Genomic DNA, 16,635 nt, shown 5'->3' with positions numbered 1-16,635 from the left:
TGTATTCGAAAGGCGCAATATTCGCAGGCTGGGGCATGGTTCACCGTGGGAGGAGCGAATCCATGAACGATATGAGCCTCATGAATCTGCAGGCAGGCAAGACATGGATTGGTGCTGAGGCCATCGAGGCGCTTGCCGGGCGGCTGCGCGGCCGGGTGCTCGACGCCAGCGATAGCGCCTATGAGGAGGCGCGGACAATCTGGAATGCAATGGTCGACCGCCGGCCGGCCCTGATTGTCCAATGCGCCGGGGCAGCCGACGTGATTAGTGCCGTGCGTTTTGCAAGCGACAACAAGCTGCTCGTTTCGGTGCGCGGCGGCGGCCACAACATTGCCGGCAACGCCGTCTGCGATGGTGGGTTGATGATCGACCTGTCGCCGATGAAATCGGTGCGTGTCGATATCGCCGCCAAGCGAGCCTGGGTCGAACCGGGCGCAACGCTCGCCGATGTCGACAAGGAAACCCAGTCGTTCGGGCTGGCGGTGCCGACCGGCATCAACTCGACGACCGGCATTGCCGGGCTGACGCTCGGCGGCGGCTTCGGCTGGATCACGCGCAGATTCGGCCTGACGATCGACAACCTCGTTTGCGCGGATGTCGTGACGGCGAACGGCGAATTGGTGCGGGCAAGCCAGACGCAAAACAGCGATCTGTTCTGGGCGCTTCGGGGCGGCGGCGGCAATTTCGGCATCGTCACGGCCTTCGAGTTTCAGCTTCACCAACTCGGTCCGCAGGTCCTTTCCGGCCTCGTCGTGCATCCCATCGCCGATGCGCGGGCGGTTCTTGAGCAATATCGACAGGTGCTCGAAACGGCGCCCGACGAACTGACCTGCTGGGTGGTTATGCGGCAGGCGCCGCCACTGCCGTTCCTGCCGCAGGAGTGGCATGGCAAGGAGGTCCTGGTTCTCGCCGTGTGCTGGTGTGGCGATCTTGATGCCGGCGAGAAGGCGACGCAACGCTTGCGTTCGATCGGCAAGCCGATCGCCGATGTCGTCAGTCCGCATCCGTTTGCCGGCTGGCAGCAGGCCTTCGATCCGCTGCTGACGCCGGGCGCGCGCAACTACTGGAAGAGCCACGACTTCGTCGCGCTTTCGGACCCTGCGATCGAGGTTCTGCTCGATGCGATCGGCAAGCTGCCCGGACCGGAATGCGAGGTCTTCATCGGTCACGTCGGTGGTGCCGCCGGTCGCATTGCTGCCGGGGCGACAGCCTTTCCGCAGCGGAATTCGCATTTCGTCATGAATGTTCATGCGCGCTGGCGCGAGGCCGCAATGGATCAGGCCTGCATCGGCTGGGCGCGCCAGCTTTTCGAGGCGGCAAAGCCTCATTCGGCGGGAACGGCCTATATCAACTTCATGCCGGAAGACGAGACCGACCGCGTCGAGGCGGCCTATGGCGACAACTACAAGCGGCTGGCGCAGATCAAGCAGCAGTACGATCCTCAGAACCTGTTCCGCATGAACCAGAATGTCAGGCCTGGCGGCCGGACGGTGTGAACCGGCACAGCGGCCTGCCTGCCGGGCCGCAGAGGCGATGTCGGAGCAACGGCGATCCTTCTGCGACAACCGGAAGGGTCAATCCAAGCGGGCCGCCGCTCGTGCCAGAGGCGGTCCATTCGTCGTTGACTTCGCTGGTGATGGGAGGAAAATGCCGCTTTCATGCGTCAGCACGCAAGATCAGGAGGTACCTACGATGACGATCGCCAGGAAACTTCAGGACTATATCGACGGCGAGGGTATCGCCTACGACACTGTCGCTCATCACCGTACGGCGACAACCAGCCAGACAGCGCAAGCGGCCCATGTTCCGGGCAACAGGCTGGCCAAATCGGTGGTCGTCCATCACGAAATGGGGTACGTCCTCGCCGTCGTGCCGAGCACCCACCGGATCGAACTCTCCACATTGCAGGATGTGATGAACAGGCGTCTTGGCCTCGCCTCGGAGGATGAGGTCAGCTCGCTGTTTGCCGATTGCGACGTCGGAGCGGTGCCGCCCATCGGATCGGCCTACGATGTGCCGGTGATCCTCGACGAAAGCCTCGGCAACGCCAGCGACGTCTATTTCGAGGGCGGTGATCACAAGACATTGGTGCATGTCAGCGGACCGAGTTTCCGGAGCCTGATGAAGGACGCGCGGGTCGCCCGCTTCAGCCACGCGGCTTAGACGGGATGAGCTCCCGAGGCGCGCCCCGCTCTGGCCGGCGGAGCTGCGGCGCCGGCCGCCTCGCTTTCGCTCGCCTCCGGCAGGTTTCCTTGGATCGTAGCGGATTTGAGGACCTTGCAGCGCGACTTTTGTGCGCCTGATAAGACGGAGCGGCGCTGTCGGGTCAAACTCCGACGATCCCGATTATCGGCGGCACGAAGTCGGGAAACCCAAGGCTGGGATAATCACAGCGCCTGTCGAACCTGGAGATCGGTTGCGTGCGCTTGCAAGCTGGATCGGTTTTGAAGGCATATCCAGGCAAGGTGACGTACCGGCTATGAGGGTTGCACAGCAGTATGGCGACTGCGAAAAGCAATGCCGCATAGGTTTTCATGATCACGCCTCGTAAGCAAACTTCACCAATCGTTGGAATTGGTTCGTGCGTTGTCGTGATGAAAAGCGTTCACGCTGAGATGCAAGCGCCTCGCGGGGGGACCTCGGCGTCTGTGCAAGTATCTCACAAGCAGGGTGCTACAACCATTCATCCAAAGGGATGAGGGCCGCCTTCAAGTTAGGCATGCGGGGAAGCCTGGCTGGCAAGACTCGTCGGACGCTGGCTGCGCCGGACGCAACGTTTCCGCTTATTTTGTGGCCTTCAGACGGAGCGCTGTGGCGACCTGCTTCGTTATGCGCATGTCTGGAACAATCGTCCCCATGGATCGTGCGTTCCGCTGCATTTTGCTGCTTGGCGAGGCAGGCTGTTACCTATGTCTTCGGGTTGGACAAGAGTTAAGTGGCGCACCCGACAGGATTCGAACCTGTGACCTTTGGAATCGGAATCCAACACTCTATCCAGCTGAGCTACGGGTGCATCCGCGGCGGTTCGAGACCGCCGAAGCAGGCTGTGAGCGGTTCATAGCCCAGGAAATGCTCAGCATCAATGGTCAATGCACAGCTTTGGAAGGAAAATCCCGAGTTTGCCGCATGTTATCGGTGACGGCTGCACGAGATGACGAAAAATGCCGCGCCTACGAGCGCGGCATTTGATTTCACGCAAAGGCGAAGCTCACGCCGTCTGCATGGCGCCCGGGCCGGGGATGGCTTTGGGTGGGCATTTGCCGAGGATGATCATGCCGAGCACTTCGTCCTTGGTGACATCCTCCGTGCGGGCATGGCCCACGACCTGGCCGTTCTTCATTACCGAGACGCGATCGGCGAGATCGAAGACGTCGTGGATGTCGTGGCTGATCAGGAAGATGCCGATACCTTCGCGCTTCAGCTGCTTGATCAGTTCGCCGACCTGTGCCGTTTCCTGCGGTCCGAGCGCTGCCGTCGGCTCGTCCATGATCAGGATGCGGGCATCAAACAGGATGGCGCGGGCGATCGCCACCGACTGGCGTTGACCGCCGGACAGCGCCTTCACCGGCTCCTTGAAGCGGCGGAAGTTGGGGTTGAGCCGTCCCATCACTTCGCGGGCCTTGGCTTCCATCGCGACATCGTCCAGCGTGCCCCAGGGGGTTCTGAGCTCGCGGCCGAGATAGAGGTTGGCCGCGGCATCGACATTGTCGGCGACGGCGAGCGTCTGATAGATCGTCTCGATGCCGTATTTCTTGGCGTCGCGCGGATTGCTGATATGGACGGGCTCGCCGTTGATCAGGATTTCGCCGGCGTCGCGCTTGTAGGCGCCCGACAGGATCTTGATCAGCGTCGATTTGCCGGCGCCGTTATGGCCGAGCAGGGCGACGACTTCGCCCGGGTAGAGATCGACCGAAGCGTTGTCGACGGCGTGGATACCGCCGAAAGATATGGAAATGTTCTTCATTTCCACGAGGGGAGTGCGTTGTTGCGTCATTATTCGAACTCCTCTTACTTGGCCCGACCGCGATAGACGGTATCCAGCCAGACGGCCATGACCAGCACGACGCCGATGACGATGCTTTGCAGCGGGGTATCGACACGCAGGAGCACCATGCCCGATTGCAGCGATTGCATGACGATCGCGCCGAGTACCGCACCGGCGATCGTTCCCATGCCGCCGGCAAGCGACGTGCCCCCGATGACCGCCGCAGCAATGGTATAGAGCTCGTCGAGCGTGCCTTGCGCATTGGTCGCAGCATTGAGGCGAGCCGTTGAGATCGCGGCTGCGATGGCGCAGAGCGCGCCCATCAGAGCGAAGATGCGCACTGTCACCCAGCGGGTCTTGATGCCGGCGAGTTCGGCTGCTTCCGGATTGCCGCCGATGGCGAAGACATAGCGGCCGAAGCGGGTGCGGGTGGTGAGGAAACTCATGGCAATCGCAATGCCGACGGCCATCAGAACCGGGATGGCGATGCCGAGCGGGATCTGCAGGCCGCCTTCGGGCCAGGGAATGTTATGGGCCTCGGCGTATTTCTTGGCGAGGTTGACCGGCATGTAATAGCTGTTCAGTACCCAGACGGCGCAGAGCACCGTGACGCAGCCGACGACCGAGAGGAAATATTCCGCCCACATCGGCCGCAGCGGGAAACCGAAGCGCTTGCGCTGCTTGCGCGAATTGATGATCGACGCGACGATGAACAGGCAGGCGATGACGCCGACGATCCAGCTCGCCGTCGCGCCGATTGATCCTTCTGCGCCGCCGCCCATCATGCGGAAGGTCGTATCCATCGGCGCGACCGTCGCACCGCTGATGACGAGGAAGGCGCCGGCGCGCCAGACCAGCAGTCCGCCGAGCGTGACGATGAAGGAAGGCACGTTGAGAAAAGCAACGATAAGCCCCTGGAAGGCGCCGATGGCGGTTCCGAGTGCAATGCCGACCGCAAGCGCGATGATCCATGTGGCGGGATGGTCGAAGCCGATCAGCGGCGGCAGGATCTTGGCCTGGGTGATTGCCATGATCATGCCGACGAAACCGAGGATCGAACCGACTGACAGGTCGATGTTGCGGGTGACGATGACCAGCACCATGCCTGTCGCCATGACCGATACGGACGCGGCCTGAACCGTCAGGTTCCAGAGGTTGCGCGGGGTCAGGAAGAGCCCGCCGAAGAGCCCGCCTGTCGAAATCTGAAAGCCGAGCCAGATAATCAGAAGCGCCGCGATCATGCCGAGAAGCCGTGTATCTATCTCGGTTGCCTGCAAAAATCTCTGCAAGGCCGTGCCCTCTGCCTGGCGTGCGCTGCCGGAAGGTGCGGCAATGGTGGTATTTGCCATTTCCTGGATACTCCCCCTTTTTCTTGTCGTTCGAGCTCCGGACATCGGAGAAGCGCCGCAACGGTGCTCGCTGCGGCGCTCTTGACGGGACCTTATTTGCCCATGTCCGGAATCGGATCAGTTGCAGACGGCAACGGTTCCGGCCTTGACGCCCTGGCAGGTTTCTTCCTTGGAAATCCAGCCCGCGTCGATGACGACGTTCAGGTTATCCTTGGTGATCGGCTGCGGTGCGATGAAGAACGAATTCATCTCGACACCCTTCGGGCCGCCGGAGAACTTGACAGTGCCTTCGACGGCATCCATGGACGCGCCGCCGGCAAGCGCCACGGCGATCTCGCCGGCCTTCTTGCCGAGTTCACGCGAGTCCTTCCAGACGGATACGGTCTGCGTGCCGAGTGCCACGCGGTTCAGAGCGGCCTTGTCGCCGTCCTGGCCGGAAACCGGCACGGAGCCTGCGAGCCCCTGTGCTTCGAGAGCCGCGACCACACCGCCGGCCATGCCGTCGTTCGAGGAGACGACGCCATCGACCTTGTTGTCGTTGGCGGTCAGGAACTGCTCCATGTTCTTCTGAGCAACTTCAGGCTTCCAGCCATCGGTGTAAGCTTCGCCGACGTTCTTGATCTTGCCGGCATCCATGGCTTCCTTCAGCACTTCCATCTGTCCGGAGAACAGGAAGTCGGCGTTCGGATCGGTCGATGCACCCTTGATGAAGACATAGTTGCCTTCCGGCTTCACCTTGAACACTTCGCGGGCCTGCATCCGTCCAACTTCCTTGTTATCGAACGTGATGTAGTAGGCGGCCGGATTTTCGATCAGGCGGTCGTAACCGACGACCGGGATGCCTTCGGCAGCGGCCTTCTCGATCGCCGGGCCGATGGCTTCGGAATCCTGCGCCAGAACGATCAGGGCATTGGCGCCCTGTGCGATCAGGGATTCAATGTCGGTCAACTGCTTTGCGGCGGACGCCTGGGCGTCAGCGGAAATATACTTGTCACCAGATGCTTCAAGCGCGGCCTTGATTGCAGCTTCGTCGGTTTTCCAGCGCTCTTCCTGGAAGTTCGACCAGGAAACGCCGACCACCAGATCCTTGGCGACGGCTGCGGAATGCATGGACGCAATGATGGCAACGCCTGCCATCAGTTTCAAAACTGATTTCATGAAGTCCTCCCAAATGGCCGCTGGCCGTCCGTGCGAACCTCCCGCACGACCCCCGGCCAGCAAAAATGCCTGTCGCCAACCCGCAAGAGTTTTTTCTCGACAGTCGAGAAAATAGATGTCAGAGTTTTTTGGGGCTGTCAACAAGGCTTTGACAAAGGCTTTTGCACCGGACAGATGCTTTGGGAGGAGCATGTGTTTGTGAGAATCATCAGCGATAACAGGAATGCGCGATGCTGAGCAAATCCAGCACCGAACTGGTGCGTCAGCAGAACAGCGCACTCGTACTTGCGGCGCTCAGGCGCATGGGCCCGCTGTCGCATACGGATATTTCGGAACAGACCGGATTGGCATCGGCCACCGTCTCGGCGATCACCGCTGAACTGGAGCGGGCCGAGGTCATCGAGAAGGCGGAACAGCAGCCCCATGGCGGCCGCGGCCGCCCGCGCGTGCTGTTTGCGCAGCGCCGCGATAGCGGGTTCCTCATCGCCGTGAGAATATCCTCGGACGTGGTTCAATATTCCCTTGTCGACTATTCCGGACGACTGATCGACCGCTTCGAAGAGCCGCGCAATCCCAAGATCGGGGGAACCAAGCCTTTCGCCGATGGATTTCTCGATGCGTTGACGCGGCTGATCAATCGCTCGCATCTGGCCAAATCACAAATCCTGGCGGTTTCGATCAGCAGCAAGGGTACTGTCGATGCGGACGGGCCGCGGCTTTTATGGTCGCCGGTCTTTGGCGGCGAGCAGATCGATTTCGCTGCGCTGCTCAAGCCGGAATGGCGCGCCAAGGTGACGTTGAACAACGAGACCCTGCTGGTCGCCCAGGCACTGGGGATGAAGGCGGACTCGGCTCAGAGCGGCTCGTTTCGCGCACTGGCAGCGCTGTCACTCGGTCATAGCGTCGGGCTCGGCATTGCCCGCAAGGACCGGTTTGGCGAGCTCGAGGCGACCGCACCCAATTTCGGACATATGCTGCATGCGGCCAACGGTTGCCTCTGTCGCTGTGGCTCGTTTGGTTGCATCGAGGCGTCGGCGGGGTTCTATGGCATCCTGCGTGCCGCATTCGAGGTGCCGCCGGATACTATTCCGGCGAAGTTCGTTCCGCTTGCTGAAATGGACAAGGTTGCCGCCAGCGCCCGGCAGGGAAACCGGATGGCGGGCTATGCGTTCCGTCAGGCCGGCATCGCGCTCGGCAACGGCCTGTCGCGCTTGCTCAGCCTGCACGAGCGCATGCCGATCTACATCGGCGGGCCAGGCACGCGTTACTTCGATCTGCTGCAGCGCGGCATCGACGAAGGGCTCGAACAATCGCATGAGGTGCGGCTGCAGGGACGACCGGAGATTTCCGTCATCTTCGACGAGCAGCGGTTGGTCTTCGACGGTCATCTCGACCGGGCGCTGACCGACATGGATCATGACATCGCAGCCTTTCGGCAGCTTCCAACGGCAGCGGACTCCTCCTGAGAGCAAACGAAAGGCCGGGGAAAACCCGGCCTTTCCTTGCGGATCAGGCGTCGCGTGACTTATGCGTCGACGCGGATCTGCCGCTTTTCGGCGACGGATTTCACCGCAGCATCGGCCAGTGCCAGCGCGGCGAGCCCATCGGCGCCCGAGGGGGTGATGGTGGTGCCTTTTTCGACTGCGGAAATGAAGCTGGCGATTTCGTTGGCATAGGCCTCGGTGTAGCGTGTCATGAAGAAATCGTGCAGGGGCGGGCGGGTATAGCCGTCGCCATTGGCGATCTCGATCGATACGGCGCGCTGGTTTTCGGCGGAAACCACGCCCTTTGAGCCGTGCACTTCGATGCGCTGGTCGTAGCCATAGGTGGCGCGGCGGGAATTCGAGATGATCGCCTGCTTGCCCGAGGCCGTTTCGAGGATGACCGAAACGCTGTCATAGTCGCCGGCCTTGCCGATTTCCGGATCGACGAGTACCGAGGCATGCGCGGTGACTGCGACCGGCTCCTCGCCGAGCAGGAAGCGCGCCATGTCGAAATCATGGATGGTCATGTCGCGGAAGATGCCGCCGGAGCGCTTGATGTAGTCGACCGGCGGGGCGCCGGGATCGCGCGAGGTGATCGTCACCATCTCGACTTCGCCGATCTTGCCGTCGTCGATCGCCTTGCGAACGGCCATGAAGTGCGGATCGAAGCGGCGGTTGAAGCCGACCATCAGCTTGCCGTTGGTCTCTTCGACCACCTTCATGCATTCGCGCACGCGGCCGACGTCGAGATCGATCGGCTTTTCGCAGAAGATTGCCTTGCCGGCGCGGGCGAAGCGCTCGATCAGGTCGGCATGGGTGTCGGTCGGGGTGCAGATGACGACGGCATCGATATCCGAAGCCTTTTCGATCGCTTCGATCGTGCGAACTTCGCAAGCATAGGCCTGCGCGATCGCCTCGGCGGCGGCCGGGAAGGCATCGGCAACGGCAACAAGCACCGCGTCCGGATTGCCGCTGACGGCCTTGGCGTGAACCTTGCCGATGCGGCCGGCGCCGAGAAGACCAAATCTGACAGTCATGTTACATCTCTTTTTGACGGGCGGCGGGGTGCCGCGAATGGGCGAAGTGATGACGCTCACTTCGGACAGGCGTAGTGGAAGTCGCTTTGCTCCGGCGTTTGATGCGATTTTCGGGCGCCCGGCAACCCGCTCGCAGAGGCGGCCGGCGCGATTGTCTCTCTCCCGCTTCTCATTCCCTGTTTCAGGCGCTTACTCCTTCGGTGCGCTTAAAATCGGAATAAAAAAGCAATGGCTGTTATTTTCGGAATAATTATTCTATCTTGGAAGGCGCCGTCAAGCGGGTAACCGTGTTCCTCTTGCGGCGACCGCCTTTTTGGACATAAAGCTGTTATCATTGTCGCGGGCCTTAAGGTTGGCCCCTCCCAAGGACGCTTTGCATGATCAAGTTCATCGACCCGGACCATCCGTTCTACCGGCCACTCTGGGTTCGGCTTCTGATCGTCGGCTTCTGCGCGGCATGGACGGCGTTCGAATTCTGGCATGGCGAGAACACCTGGGGAATGATCTTCCTGGCCGTTACGGCCTATACCGGTTGTGTCCTGATCATCTTCTTCAAGCCGAAGACCGCTGTCGTCGAAGAGACGAAAACGGACGACCCGGCCTGATCCATCAGCTTCGCTGCATCAGGCGCAGGCGCCGCTGTGCCTCGTCAATCAGCATGTTGGCGATCTTCATGCGAATTGTGGCGTTGTTGCGGAAGTCCGGGTGATGGCGGTCTGGATGGTTTTCGGCGGCGAAGCGCCGGCGCTTGTCGGTCAGGCCCACCGCGGTTTCCATGTCGGTCAAGCCGAGGTCGGCGGCAACCTGCTCGGGACGAATGCGGGAAAGATGATCCGGCATGACGGGCTTGGGTGCCGGTATTGGCGGAGCGCGCATAGCCTCGCTTGCCGTATCGAAATAGGCGCGTTGCACAGCGCCGCCGTCGATCGTGCCAGACGACGAGAGGCTGCCGACAAAGCCAGCGTTGAGGCCGCGTATGTTCGCAGGCCGCAGCTGTTCGTCGTGAGCCTCGCCTTGCTCGTCCTCTTCAGTCTTCAGCCGTTCCAGCACCGACTGGAACACCGACATCCCGAACATGTGCTTCTCCCTTTTTCGCGGATATCAATGCACGACAAGGTTTTGCGGGCCTGATCATGCGGTGCTCTGCTTGAGAATCAGATCGTAGAGAAGCTTGGCGCTCGGCGGCAAGGCGCGGCCGCGCGCGGTGATCAGGCTGTAGGGACGGATCTTGATGTTGAAATCAGTGGGCAGTACGCGGATTTCGCCGGCCTGGCTTCCATTGGCGGCAATCAGATTGGCGACGTCGCGTGCGACAGGGGCGATCGCGTTGGTGTGCCGGACGATCGAGACCGTCAGGATGATCGACGAGGTGTTGATGATGGTCGCGGGCAGGGGCGTTCCGGTCGACAGGAAGCTGTCCTCCACGGCGCGCCGCAGCAGCGTTCCCTGTGGCTGAAAAACCCAGTCGTAGCCGGGGAGGTCGGTGGAACTGACAGCGTCCTTGTCAAGCAACGGATGGCCATCGCGCACAATCAGGCAGACATCCTCCTCGCCGATCTCGATCAGATTGAACTGCCGCGGGTCCATCTCGTCGGGTATGCGTCCGATGACGAAATCGTGTCGAGCGGCGAGGAGCTCGCGCACGAGCACGTTGCTGTTTTCGATCTGGATGTTGATCTCGATGCCCGGATAGGCGGTTGAAACCTGGCGGACGGCCGGAACCGCCAGATTGAGTGCCGGGCCGGTGACAGAGCCGAGCGAGACCGAACCGCCGCTACCGGTCTTCAATTCGGTGATTTCGCGCGCCGTTTCCCGCAGTTCCAGGAAGATCGTCCGGGCGCGCCTGGCCAGTGCTCGCCCGTATTGCGTCAATTCGACACCGCGCGCGACGCGGGCGCAAAGCGGTGCCTTGAGAATAGCCTCGACCTCACCCAGCATGCGCGAGGCTGCGGGCTGCGAGATGCTCAGTGCGTCGGCAGCAGCGCTGATCTGGCCGTGATCCTCGATGGCGAGAATCAGCTGCAGGTGGCTCATCTTCAGGCCGGAACGAAAAATTCCACGGTCTGAATAATCCACTGGAACGGATGAATTCTGTATCGGATCGTCCATGTTTTACCCGCCTTCCGAGAAAAATGCTTTAGCACGCGCAAAAAATCACACTGTTCCACATTACTATATCAAAATTGTTATAAATATACATCCATATTGTATTTGACAGTTATGACGTTTGATTCCAGTTTGCCGCCATGTGCGCCAGCGTGCTTGGGAGCGTGTAAGGCCTGGGAGGGCTTTCTTTCACCCCTTAAACCTCCGCCGGAGACTTTCGTCTCTCGGCTGCGCGAAGCGCTGCATATCCAGGCCGGCCGGACAGCTTGCCTGGATCAACACTCAGGGAGAGATACATGAAATTGATTAGCTCACTTCTCGCCGCCGCAGCGCTCAGCGTCGCGTCGTTCGTAGTTCCGGCAATCGCCCAGGACAAGGGCACCGTCGGCATTTCCATGCCGACCAAGACCTCGACCCGCTGGATCTCGGACGGCGAGACCATGGAAAAGTTGTTCAAGGAATCGGGCTACACCCCGGACCTGCAGTTTGCTGACGACGACATCCCGAACCAGCTGGCTCAGATCGAAAACATGGTCACCAAGGGTGCCAAGGTTCTCGTTATCGCCGCCATCGACGGTACGACGCTGTCCGACATCCTCCAGAAGGCTCATGACGCTGGCGTCAAGGTCATCGCTTACGATCGCCTGATCCGCGATTCTGGCAACGTCGACTACTACGCGACGTTCGACAACTTCCAGGTCGGCGTGCTCCAGGCAACCTCGCTCGTGCAGGGCCTCAAGCTCGATAGCGCCACCGAGCCGAAAAACATCGAACTCTTCGGCGGTTCGCCGGACGACAACAACGCCTTCTTCTTCTACGACGGTGCAATGTCGGTTCTGCAGCCGCTGATCGACGCCAAGAAGCTTGTTGTGAAGTCTGGCCAGATGGGCATGGACCAGGTCGGTACACTCCGTTGGGACGGTGCTGTTGCACAGGCCCGCATGGAAAACCTGCTTTCCTCGACCTACACCGACGCCAGGGTTGATGGCGTTCTGTCGCCTTACGATGGTCTGTCCATCGGCATCATCTCGGCTCTGAAGGGCGTTGGCTACGGTTCGGGCGACATGCCGATGCCGATCGTCACCGGTCAGGACGCCGAACTGCCGTCGGTCAAGTCGATCCTCGCGGGCGAACAGTATTCCTCGGTCTTCAAGGATACTCGTGAGCTTGCCAAGGTTGCCGTCAACATGACGGAGGCCATCATCGCCGGCAAGGAGCCGGAAATCAACGACACCAAGACCTATGATAACGGTGTCAAGGTTGTTCCGTCCTACCTCCTGAAGCCGGTTTCCGTTGACAAGACCAATGTCAAGGAAGTTCTGGTCGGCGCTGGCTACTACACGGAAGACCAGATCAACAACTGATCCCGTCTCTCCCACTTGGGGGCCCGCGATTGCTTGCGGGCCCTTTTATCTTGATGAGGGACTTTGTATTGTCGGTCTGTCTGTCCTCATCATTCACGGACTGCCGCAGGAATACCTGACCATGGACAACATCATTCTGGAAATGCGGGGCATCACCAAGACTTTTCCGGGCGTCAAAGCCTTGGACAATGTCAATCTCAAGGTCCGCGAAGGTGAGATTCACGCGCTTGTCGGCGAAAACGGAGCCGGTAAGTCAACACTTATGAAGGTATTGAGCGGCGTTTATCCCGCCGGCACCTATGATGGCGAGATCCACTACGACCGTGAAGTTCGGCATTTTTCGACGATTTCCGACAGCGAACATCTCGGCATCATCATTATCCACCAGGAACTGGCGCTCGTTCCGCTGCTCTCGATCGCCGAAAACATCTTTCTCGGCAACGAAATCGCCACCAACGGCGTCATCGACTGGCCGAAGACCTTTTCGCGGACGCAGGAACTGCTGACCAAGGTCGGCCTCAAGGAGCCGCCGACGACGCGCATCACCGATATCGGTGTCGGCAAGCAGCAGCTCGTGGAAATCGCCAAGGCGCTTTCCAAGAAGGTTCGGCTGCTCATCCTCGACGAACCGACGGCCTCGCTCAACGAGACCGATTCCGACGCGCTCCTGAAACTGTTGATGGAATTCCGCAAGCAGGGCATGACCTCGATCATCATTTCGCACAAGCTGAACGAGATCAAGAAGGTCGCCGACAAGATCACCATCCTGCGCGATGGCGGCACGGTGGAGACGCTGGACTGTCACAATGAAGACATCAGCGAAGACCGCATCATCAAGGGCATGGTCGGTCGTGACATGGAAGACCGCTATCCGCCGCGCGAGCCGAAGATCGGCGAGACTCTCCTTGAGGTGAGGAACTGGAACGTCTTCCACCAGCAACACCGCGACCGGCAGTTTCTGCACAATATCAATTTCAACGTCCGAGCCGGCGAAGTGGTCGGCATTGCGGGTCTGATGGGTGCCGGTCGGACGGAAACGGTGATGAGCATCTTCGGCAAGTCCTGGGGTCACAAGATCACCGGCGAAGTCTTCATGCATGGCAAGCAGGTCGATGTGAGCACCATTCCGCGTGCCATCGACGCAGGCCTTGCCTATGTGACGGAAGACCGAAAGCAGCTCGGGCTGGTGCTGAACAACAACATCATGCACAATACGACGCTTTCCAATCTCAACGCCGTGGCAAACAATGGCGTGATCGATGACCACAAGGAACGGAAGGTCGCAACCGATTACCGGTCGAAATTGCGAATCCGCTCTCATTCGATCTATCAGGAGGCAGTCAACCTTTCGGGTGGCAACCAGCAGAAGGTTGTTTTGTCCAAATGGTTGTTCACCAGCCCTGAAGTGCTGATCCTCGACGAGCCGACACGCGGCATCGACGTCGGGGCGAAGTACGAAATCTACACCATCATCAACCAGCTTGCCGCAGAAGGCAAAGGCATCCTGATGATCTCATCGGAAATGCCCGAGCTTCTCGGAACCTGCGACCGCATCTACGTCATGAACGAAGGTCGCATCGTCGCCGAGCTTTCGAAGCAAGAAGCAAGCCAGGAATCCATCATGCGCGCCATCATGCGCTCCGGGGAGAAACACTAATGGTCGCCGAAACCAGCGCTCCGAAAACCACGCCCTCCATCGGGGACTATCTCAGGAACAATATCCGCGAATACGGCCTGCTCGTCGCCCTCGTGGTCATCATGCTGTTCTTCCAGTTCCTGACTGCCGGCGTGCTGTTCAGGCCCGTCAACCTGACCAACCTCGTGTTGCAGAATTCGTTCATCGTGATCATGGCGCTTGGCATGCTGCTGATCATCGTGGCCGGTCATATCGACCTTTCCGTCGGCTCGATCGTCGCCTTCACCGGCGGCCTTTCGGCGATCATGCTGGTCAAGTGGGGATTGCACTTCTCCATCGTCGTGCCGCTGTGCCTCATTCTCGGCGGACTTGTCGGGGCAGCGCAGGGCTATTGGGTCGCCTATCGGAAAATTCCTGCCTTCATCGTTACACTTGCCGGGATGCTCGTCTTCCGCGGTCTCACCTATCTGGTCCTGCAGAACAGGCCTATCGGGCCGTTCCCCAAGGATTTCCAGCTGTTGTCGACCGGCTTCATTCCGGACTTCCTGTATTTCATCAATCCGCTACCCGGCGTTATCACCAACTTCTTCGCTCTGGTCGCAGTGCTCGTGCTGGTCGCGGTGGCGATTTACTACGGCGTCAAGGACCGCCGGACGAACGAGCTGCATGGAACGGAAAACGAGCCTTTCGCGTTCTTTGTTCTGCAAATGGGGATCATCAGTGCCGTGGCAATTTTCCTCGGCTTCCAGCTCTCGACATACAAGGGCTTTCCGAACGTCCTCGTTGTCATGGCGCTGCTGATCGCGCTCTATACCTTCGTCACCACACGTTCGACGATCGGCCGCCGCATCTATGCGATGGGGGGCAACGAGAAGGCGGCCAAGCTCTCCGGCATCAACACCGAGCGCCTGACCTTCTACACGTTCGTCAACATGGGTGTTCTCGCCGCGCTCGCCGGCATGATCATCGCCGCACGTCTGAACTCGGCAACCCCGAAAGCAGGCGTCGGCTTCGAGCTCGACGTTATCGCTGCCTGCTTCATCGGTGGTGCCTCGGCGTCCGGCGGCGTCGGCAAGATCACGGGGGCGGTCATCGGCGCGTTCATCATGGGCGTCATGAACAATGGCATGTCGATCATGGGTCTCGGCATCGATTACCAGCAGCTCGTCAAGGGTCTGGTGTTGCTCGCTGCCGTGTTCTTCGACGTCTACAACAAGAACAAGGGCTGACCCGTTACGGGCCGTCCCGCGCAGCCGGCTTGCCGGCTGATGCAAATCTGGTGCCGGAGCGGCTTTGTGCTCTTTGAGACGATAACGCTCCGGCCCGCGCATCATGACGATAACGGCGGCTTTGCCGCCATGGACGGGAGCGCTCCGTGTCTCCCAAAGGGTTGTTGTTGCCGATAGCCAGCCGCTTGACGCCGAAAAGCAGCCCGGATTTAGAAAAGGATAAGGCTGTGCTGATTTCCCAGGTGAAGAACAATGACGGCTCGATCACGGTGGCCGTTCGCGAACTGGGCGAGGGCGCCCGCGCCGTGAAGGGTGCAACCAGCGTCTATGCGCTGGCAATGGAAGCGGCCAATTCAGGTAGAAGCCTGAAGGCGGTCGTCGAGGCGCATGGCCTCGGCGAAGACGTCGATCTTCAGGACGTCTATGCCAAGGGGCTGTTCCTGCCGCCGATTACGCATCCGGACGCTGCGCATCTGCATCTGACCGGTACGGGCCTGACCCATCTCGGGTCTGCCTCGACCCGCGATGCCATGCATGCGGCCGTATCCAAGGTGGAAGAGGGCGCCACCGATACGATGAAGATGTTCAAGATGGGCCTGGAAGGCGGCAAGCCGAAGCCCGGCGAGAAGGGTGTTCAGCCGGAGTGGTTCTACAAGGGCAACGGCTCGCAAACCGTGGCGCCCGGCGGCGATCTTGTCTCGCCCTCGTTCGCACAGGATGGTGGCGAGGAACCGGAAATGGCCGGCATTTATGTGATCTCCGACAAGGGCGCGCCGTTCCGCATCGGCTTTGCCGTTGCCAACGAGTTTTCCGATCACGTGACAGAGCGCGTCAACTATCTCTATCTTGCCCATTCCAAACTGCGCCCGGCAAGCTTCGGTCCCGAAATCCGCATTGGCGAAGCGCCCGCCGACATTCGCGGTACCTCGCGCATTATCCGCGGCGGCGCGGTGCTGTGGGAAAAGCAATTCCTGTCGGGTGAGGCCAACATGTCACACAGCTTTGCCAATCTCGAGTACCACCACTTCAAGTATGGCATCTTCCGGGCACCGGGCGACGTGCATGTCCATATGTTCGGGACCGCGACGCTTTCCTTCGGAGACGGCATCAAGACCGAGGCCGGTGACATCTTCGAAATCGAGGCTTCGGAATTCGGGCTGCCGCTGCGCAATACGCTGGCAATTGCCGGCGAGGACGAGATCACGATCAGCCAGCTCTGATCCCGCTACGCACTGACTGCGGGTGCCCGTTACGTGGCGCCCGCGCAAACCAAGGAGGCTTTAGGCC

The 16,635-nt window shown here is 60.3% G+C and carries 15 protein-coding genes and 1 tRNA gene; 8 read left to right on the top strand and 8 right to left on the bottom strand.

Features of this window, described 5'->3' with window-relative positions:
- Nucleotides 1–62 precede the first annotated feature (62 nt).
- Nucleotides 63–1,496: an FAD-binding oxidoreductase gene (locus tag JNB71_RS05840; protein WP_220370848.1), complete on the top strand. Its 1,434-nt coding sequence runs from the start codon at nt 63–65 to the stop codon at nt 1,494–1,496.
- 196 nt (nt 1,497–1,692) lie between these two features.
- On the top strand, nt 1,693–2,163 hold the full coding sequence (locus tag JNB71_RS05835) for an aminoacyl-tRNA deacylase (RefSeq protein WP_220370847.1): 471 nt from the start codon (nt 1,693–1,695) through the stop codon (nt 2,161–2,163).
- Between the two features lie 163 nt (nt 2,164–2,326).
- Here the strand turns inward: JNB71_RS05835 and JNB71_RS05830 are convergent, their stop codons facing one another.
- The 5 genes from JNB71_RS05830 to xylF all read right to left on the bottom strand — a co-directional run bounded on the left by JNB71_RS05830 (nt 2,327) and on the right by xylF (nt 6,492).
- Nucleotides 2,327–2,536: a hypothetical protein gene (locus JNB71_RS05830; RefSeq protein WP_220370846.1), complete on the bottom strand. Its 210-nt coding sequence runs from the start codon at nt 2,534–2,536 to the stop codon at nt 2,327–2,329.
- 400 nt (nt 2,537–2,936) lie between these two features.
- Nucleotides 2,937–3,013 (bottom strand) — tRNA-Arg (locus JNB71_RS05825).
- Nucleotides 3,014–3,208: 195 nt separating this feature from the next.
- Nucleotides 3,209–3,994: an ATP-binding cassette domain-containing protein gene (locus tag JNB71_RS05820; protein ID WP_220370845.1), complete on the bottom strand. Its 786-nt coding sequence runs from the start codon at nt 3,992–3,994 to the stop codon at nt 3,209–3,211.
- A gap of 14 nt (nt 3,995–4,008) precedes the next feature.
- Nucleotides 4,009–5,334 (bottom strand): sugar ABC transporter permease, encoded by a 1,326-nt coding sequence (locus tag JNB71_RS05815; protein ID WP_220370844.1) that lies wholly within the window; start codon nt 5,332–5,334, stop codon nt 4,009–4,011.
- A 117-nt stretch (nt 5,335–5,451) separates the two neighbouring features.
- The gene (xylF, locus tag JNB71_RS05810) at nt 5,452–6,492 is read right to left on the bottom strand and encodes a D-xylose ABC transporter substrate-binding protein (RefSeq protein ID WP_112859368.1); all 1,041 of its coding nucleotides are present in this window, start codon (nt 6,490–6,492) and stop codon (nt 5,452–5,454) included.
- Nucleotides 6,493–6,722: 230 nt separating this feature from the next.
- Between xylF and JNB71_RS05805 the strand changes: the two genes are divergently transcribed.
- Nucleotides 6,723–7,958, top strand: coding sequence for an ROK family transcriptional regulator (locus JNB71_RS05805; protein WP_220370843.1), 1,236 nt, complete (start codon nt 6,723–6,725; stop codon nt 7,956–7,958).
- A 59-nt stretch (nt 7,959–8,017) separates the two neighbouring features.
- Here JNB71_RS05805 and iolG read toward each other — a convergent pair whose 3' ends face one another.
- The gene (iolG, locus tag JNB71_RS05800; RefSeq protein ID WP_220370842.1) at nt 8,018–9,013 is read right to left on the bottom strand and encodes an inositol 2-dehydrogenase; all 996 of its coding nucleotides are present in this window, start codon (nt 9,011–9,013) and stop codon (nt 8,018–8,020) included.
- A 377-nt stretch (nt 9,014–9,390) separates the two neighbouring features.
- On the opposite strand from iolG, the gene JNB71_RS05795 reads away from it, so the two are divergent.
- On the top strand, nt 9,391–9,618 hold the full coding sequence (locus JNB71_RS05795) for a hypothetical protein (RefSeq protein ID WP_018326820.1): 228 nt from the start codon (nt 9,391–9,393) through the stop codon (nt 9,616–9,618).
- A 4-nt stretch (nt 9,619–9,622) separates the two neighbouring features.
- On the opposite strand, the gene JNB71_RS05790 is transcribed toward JNB71_RS05795, so the two are convergent.
- Together JNB71_RS05790 and JNB71_RS05785 are read right to left on the bottom strand one after the other, a co-directional pair.
- On the bottom strand, nt 9,623–10,090 hold the full coding sequence (locus JNB71_RS05790) for a hypothetical protein (protein WP_220370841.1): 468 nt from the start codon (nt 10,088–10,090) through the stop codon (nt 9,623–9,625).
- A 54-nt stretch (nt 10,091–10,144) separates the two neighbouring features.
- Nucleotides 10,145–11,122: a LysR family transcriptional regulator gene (locus tag JNB71_RS05785; protein ID WP_220370840.1), complete on the bottom strand. Its 978-nt coding sequence runs from the start codon at nt 11,120–11,122 to the stop codon at nt 10,145–10,147.
- 293 nt (nt 11,123–11,415) lie between these two features.
- On the opposite strand from JNB71_RS05785, the gene chvE reads away from it, so the two are divergent.
- From chvE to araD1, 4 genes are all read left to right on the top strand, one after another.
- On the top strand, nt 11,416–12,483 hold the full coding sequence (gene chvE / locus JNB71_RS05780) for a multiple monosaccharide ABC transporter substrate-binding protein (protein WP_220370839.1): 1,068 nt from the start codon (nt 11,416–11,418) through the stop codon (nt 12,481–12,483).
- A gap of 121 nt (nt 12,484–12,604) precedes the next feature.
- Nucleotides 12,605–14,140 carry a multiple monosaccharide ABC transporter ATP-binding protein gene (gene mmsA, locus JNB71_RS05775; protein ID WP_220370838.1) on the top strand — a complete coding sequence of 512 codons (1,536 nt, stop codon included), beginning with the start codon at nt 12,605–12,607 and terminating at the stop codon, nt 14,138–14,140.
- Nucleotides 14,140–15,348, top strand: a complete 1,209-nt coding sequence (gene mmsB / locus JNB71_RS05770; protein ID WP_220370837.1) for a multiple monosaccharide ABC transporter permease — start codon at nt 14,140–14,142, stop codon at nt 15,346–15,348. Before mmsA ends, mmsB begins: the two co-directional genes overlap by 1 nt.
- 227 nt (nt 15,349–15,575) lie before the next feature.
- On the top strand, nt 15,576–16,568 hold the full coding sequence (gene araD1, locus JNB71_RS05765) for an AraD1 family protein (RefSeq protein WP_220370836.1): 993 nt from the start codon (nt 15,576–15,578) through the stop codon (nt 16,566–16,568).
- Nucleotides 16,569–16,635 lie beyond the last annotated feature (67 nt).

The sequence above is a fragment of the Rhizobium herbae genome (assembly GCF_019511375.1).
Taxonomy (GTDB): Bacteria; Pseudomonadota; Alphaproteobacteria; order Rhizobiales; family Rhizobiaceae; genus Pararhizobium; species Pararhizobium herbae_A.
This window is presented reverse-complemented; position numbering and strand designations above follow the sequence as displayed.

What these genes read in the sequence shown, in the direction of transcription:
- JNB71_RS05840 (WP_220370848.1), top strand. Translation starts at nt 63, where the DNA reads ATGAACGATATGAGCCTCATGAATCTGCAGGCAGGCAAGACATGGATT.
- JNB71_RS05835 (WP_220370847.1), top strand. Translation starts at nt 1,693, where the DNA reads ATGACGATCGCCAGGAAACTTCAGGACTATATCGACGGCGAGGGTATC.
- JNB71_RS05830 (WP_220370846.1), bottom strand. Translation starts at nt 2,536, where the DNA reads ATGAAAACCTATGCGGCATTGCTTTTCGCAGTCGCCATACTGCTGTGC.
- JNB71_RS05820 (WP_220370845.1), bottom strand. Translation starts at nt 3,994, where the DNA reads ATGACGCAACAACGCACTCCCCTCGTGGAAATGAAGAACATTTCCATA.
- JNB71_RS05815 (WP_220370844.1), bottom strand. Translation starts at nt 5,334, where the DNA reads ATGGCAAATACCACCATTGCCGCACCTTCCGGCAGCGCACGCCAGGCA.
- xylF (WP_112859368.1), bottom strand. Translation starts at nt 6,492, where the DNA reads ATGAAATCAGTTTTGAAACTGATGGCAGGCGTTGCCATCATTGCGTCC.
- JNB71_RS05805 (WP_220370843.1), top strand. Translation starts at nt 6,723, where the DNA reads ATGCTGAGCAAATCCAGCACCGAACTGGTGCGTCAGCAGAACAGCGCA.
- iolG (WP_220370842.1), bottom strand. Translation starts at nt 9,013, where the DNA reads ATGACTGTCAGATTTGGTCTTCTCGGCGCCGGCCGCATCGGCAAGGTT.
- JNB71_RS05795 (WP_018326820.1), top strand. Translation starts at nt 9,391, where the DNA reads ATGATCAAGTTCATCGACCCGGACCATCCGTTCTACCGGCCACTCTGG.
- JNB71_RS05790 (WP_220370841.1), bottom strand. Translation starts at nt 10,090, where the DNA reads ATGTTCGGGATGTCGGTGTTCCAGTCGGTGCTGGAACGGCTGAAGACT.
- JNB71_RS05785 (WP_220370840.1), bottom strand. Translation starts at nt 11,122, where the DNA reads ATGGACGATCCGATACAGAATTCATCCGTTCCAGTGGATTATTCAGAC.
- chvE (WP_220370839.1), top strand. Translation starts at nt 11,416, where the DNA reads ATGAAATTGATTAGCTCACTTCTCGCCGCCGCAGCGCTCAGCGTCGCG.
- mmsA (WP_220370838.1), top strand. Translation starts at nt 12,605, where the DNA reads ATGGACAACATCATTCTGGAAATGCGGGGCATCACCAAGACTTTTCCG.
- mmsB (WP_220370837.1), top strand. Translation starts at nt 14,140, where the DNA reads ATGGTCGCCGAAACCAGCGCTCCGAAAACCACGCCCTCCATCGGGGAC.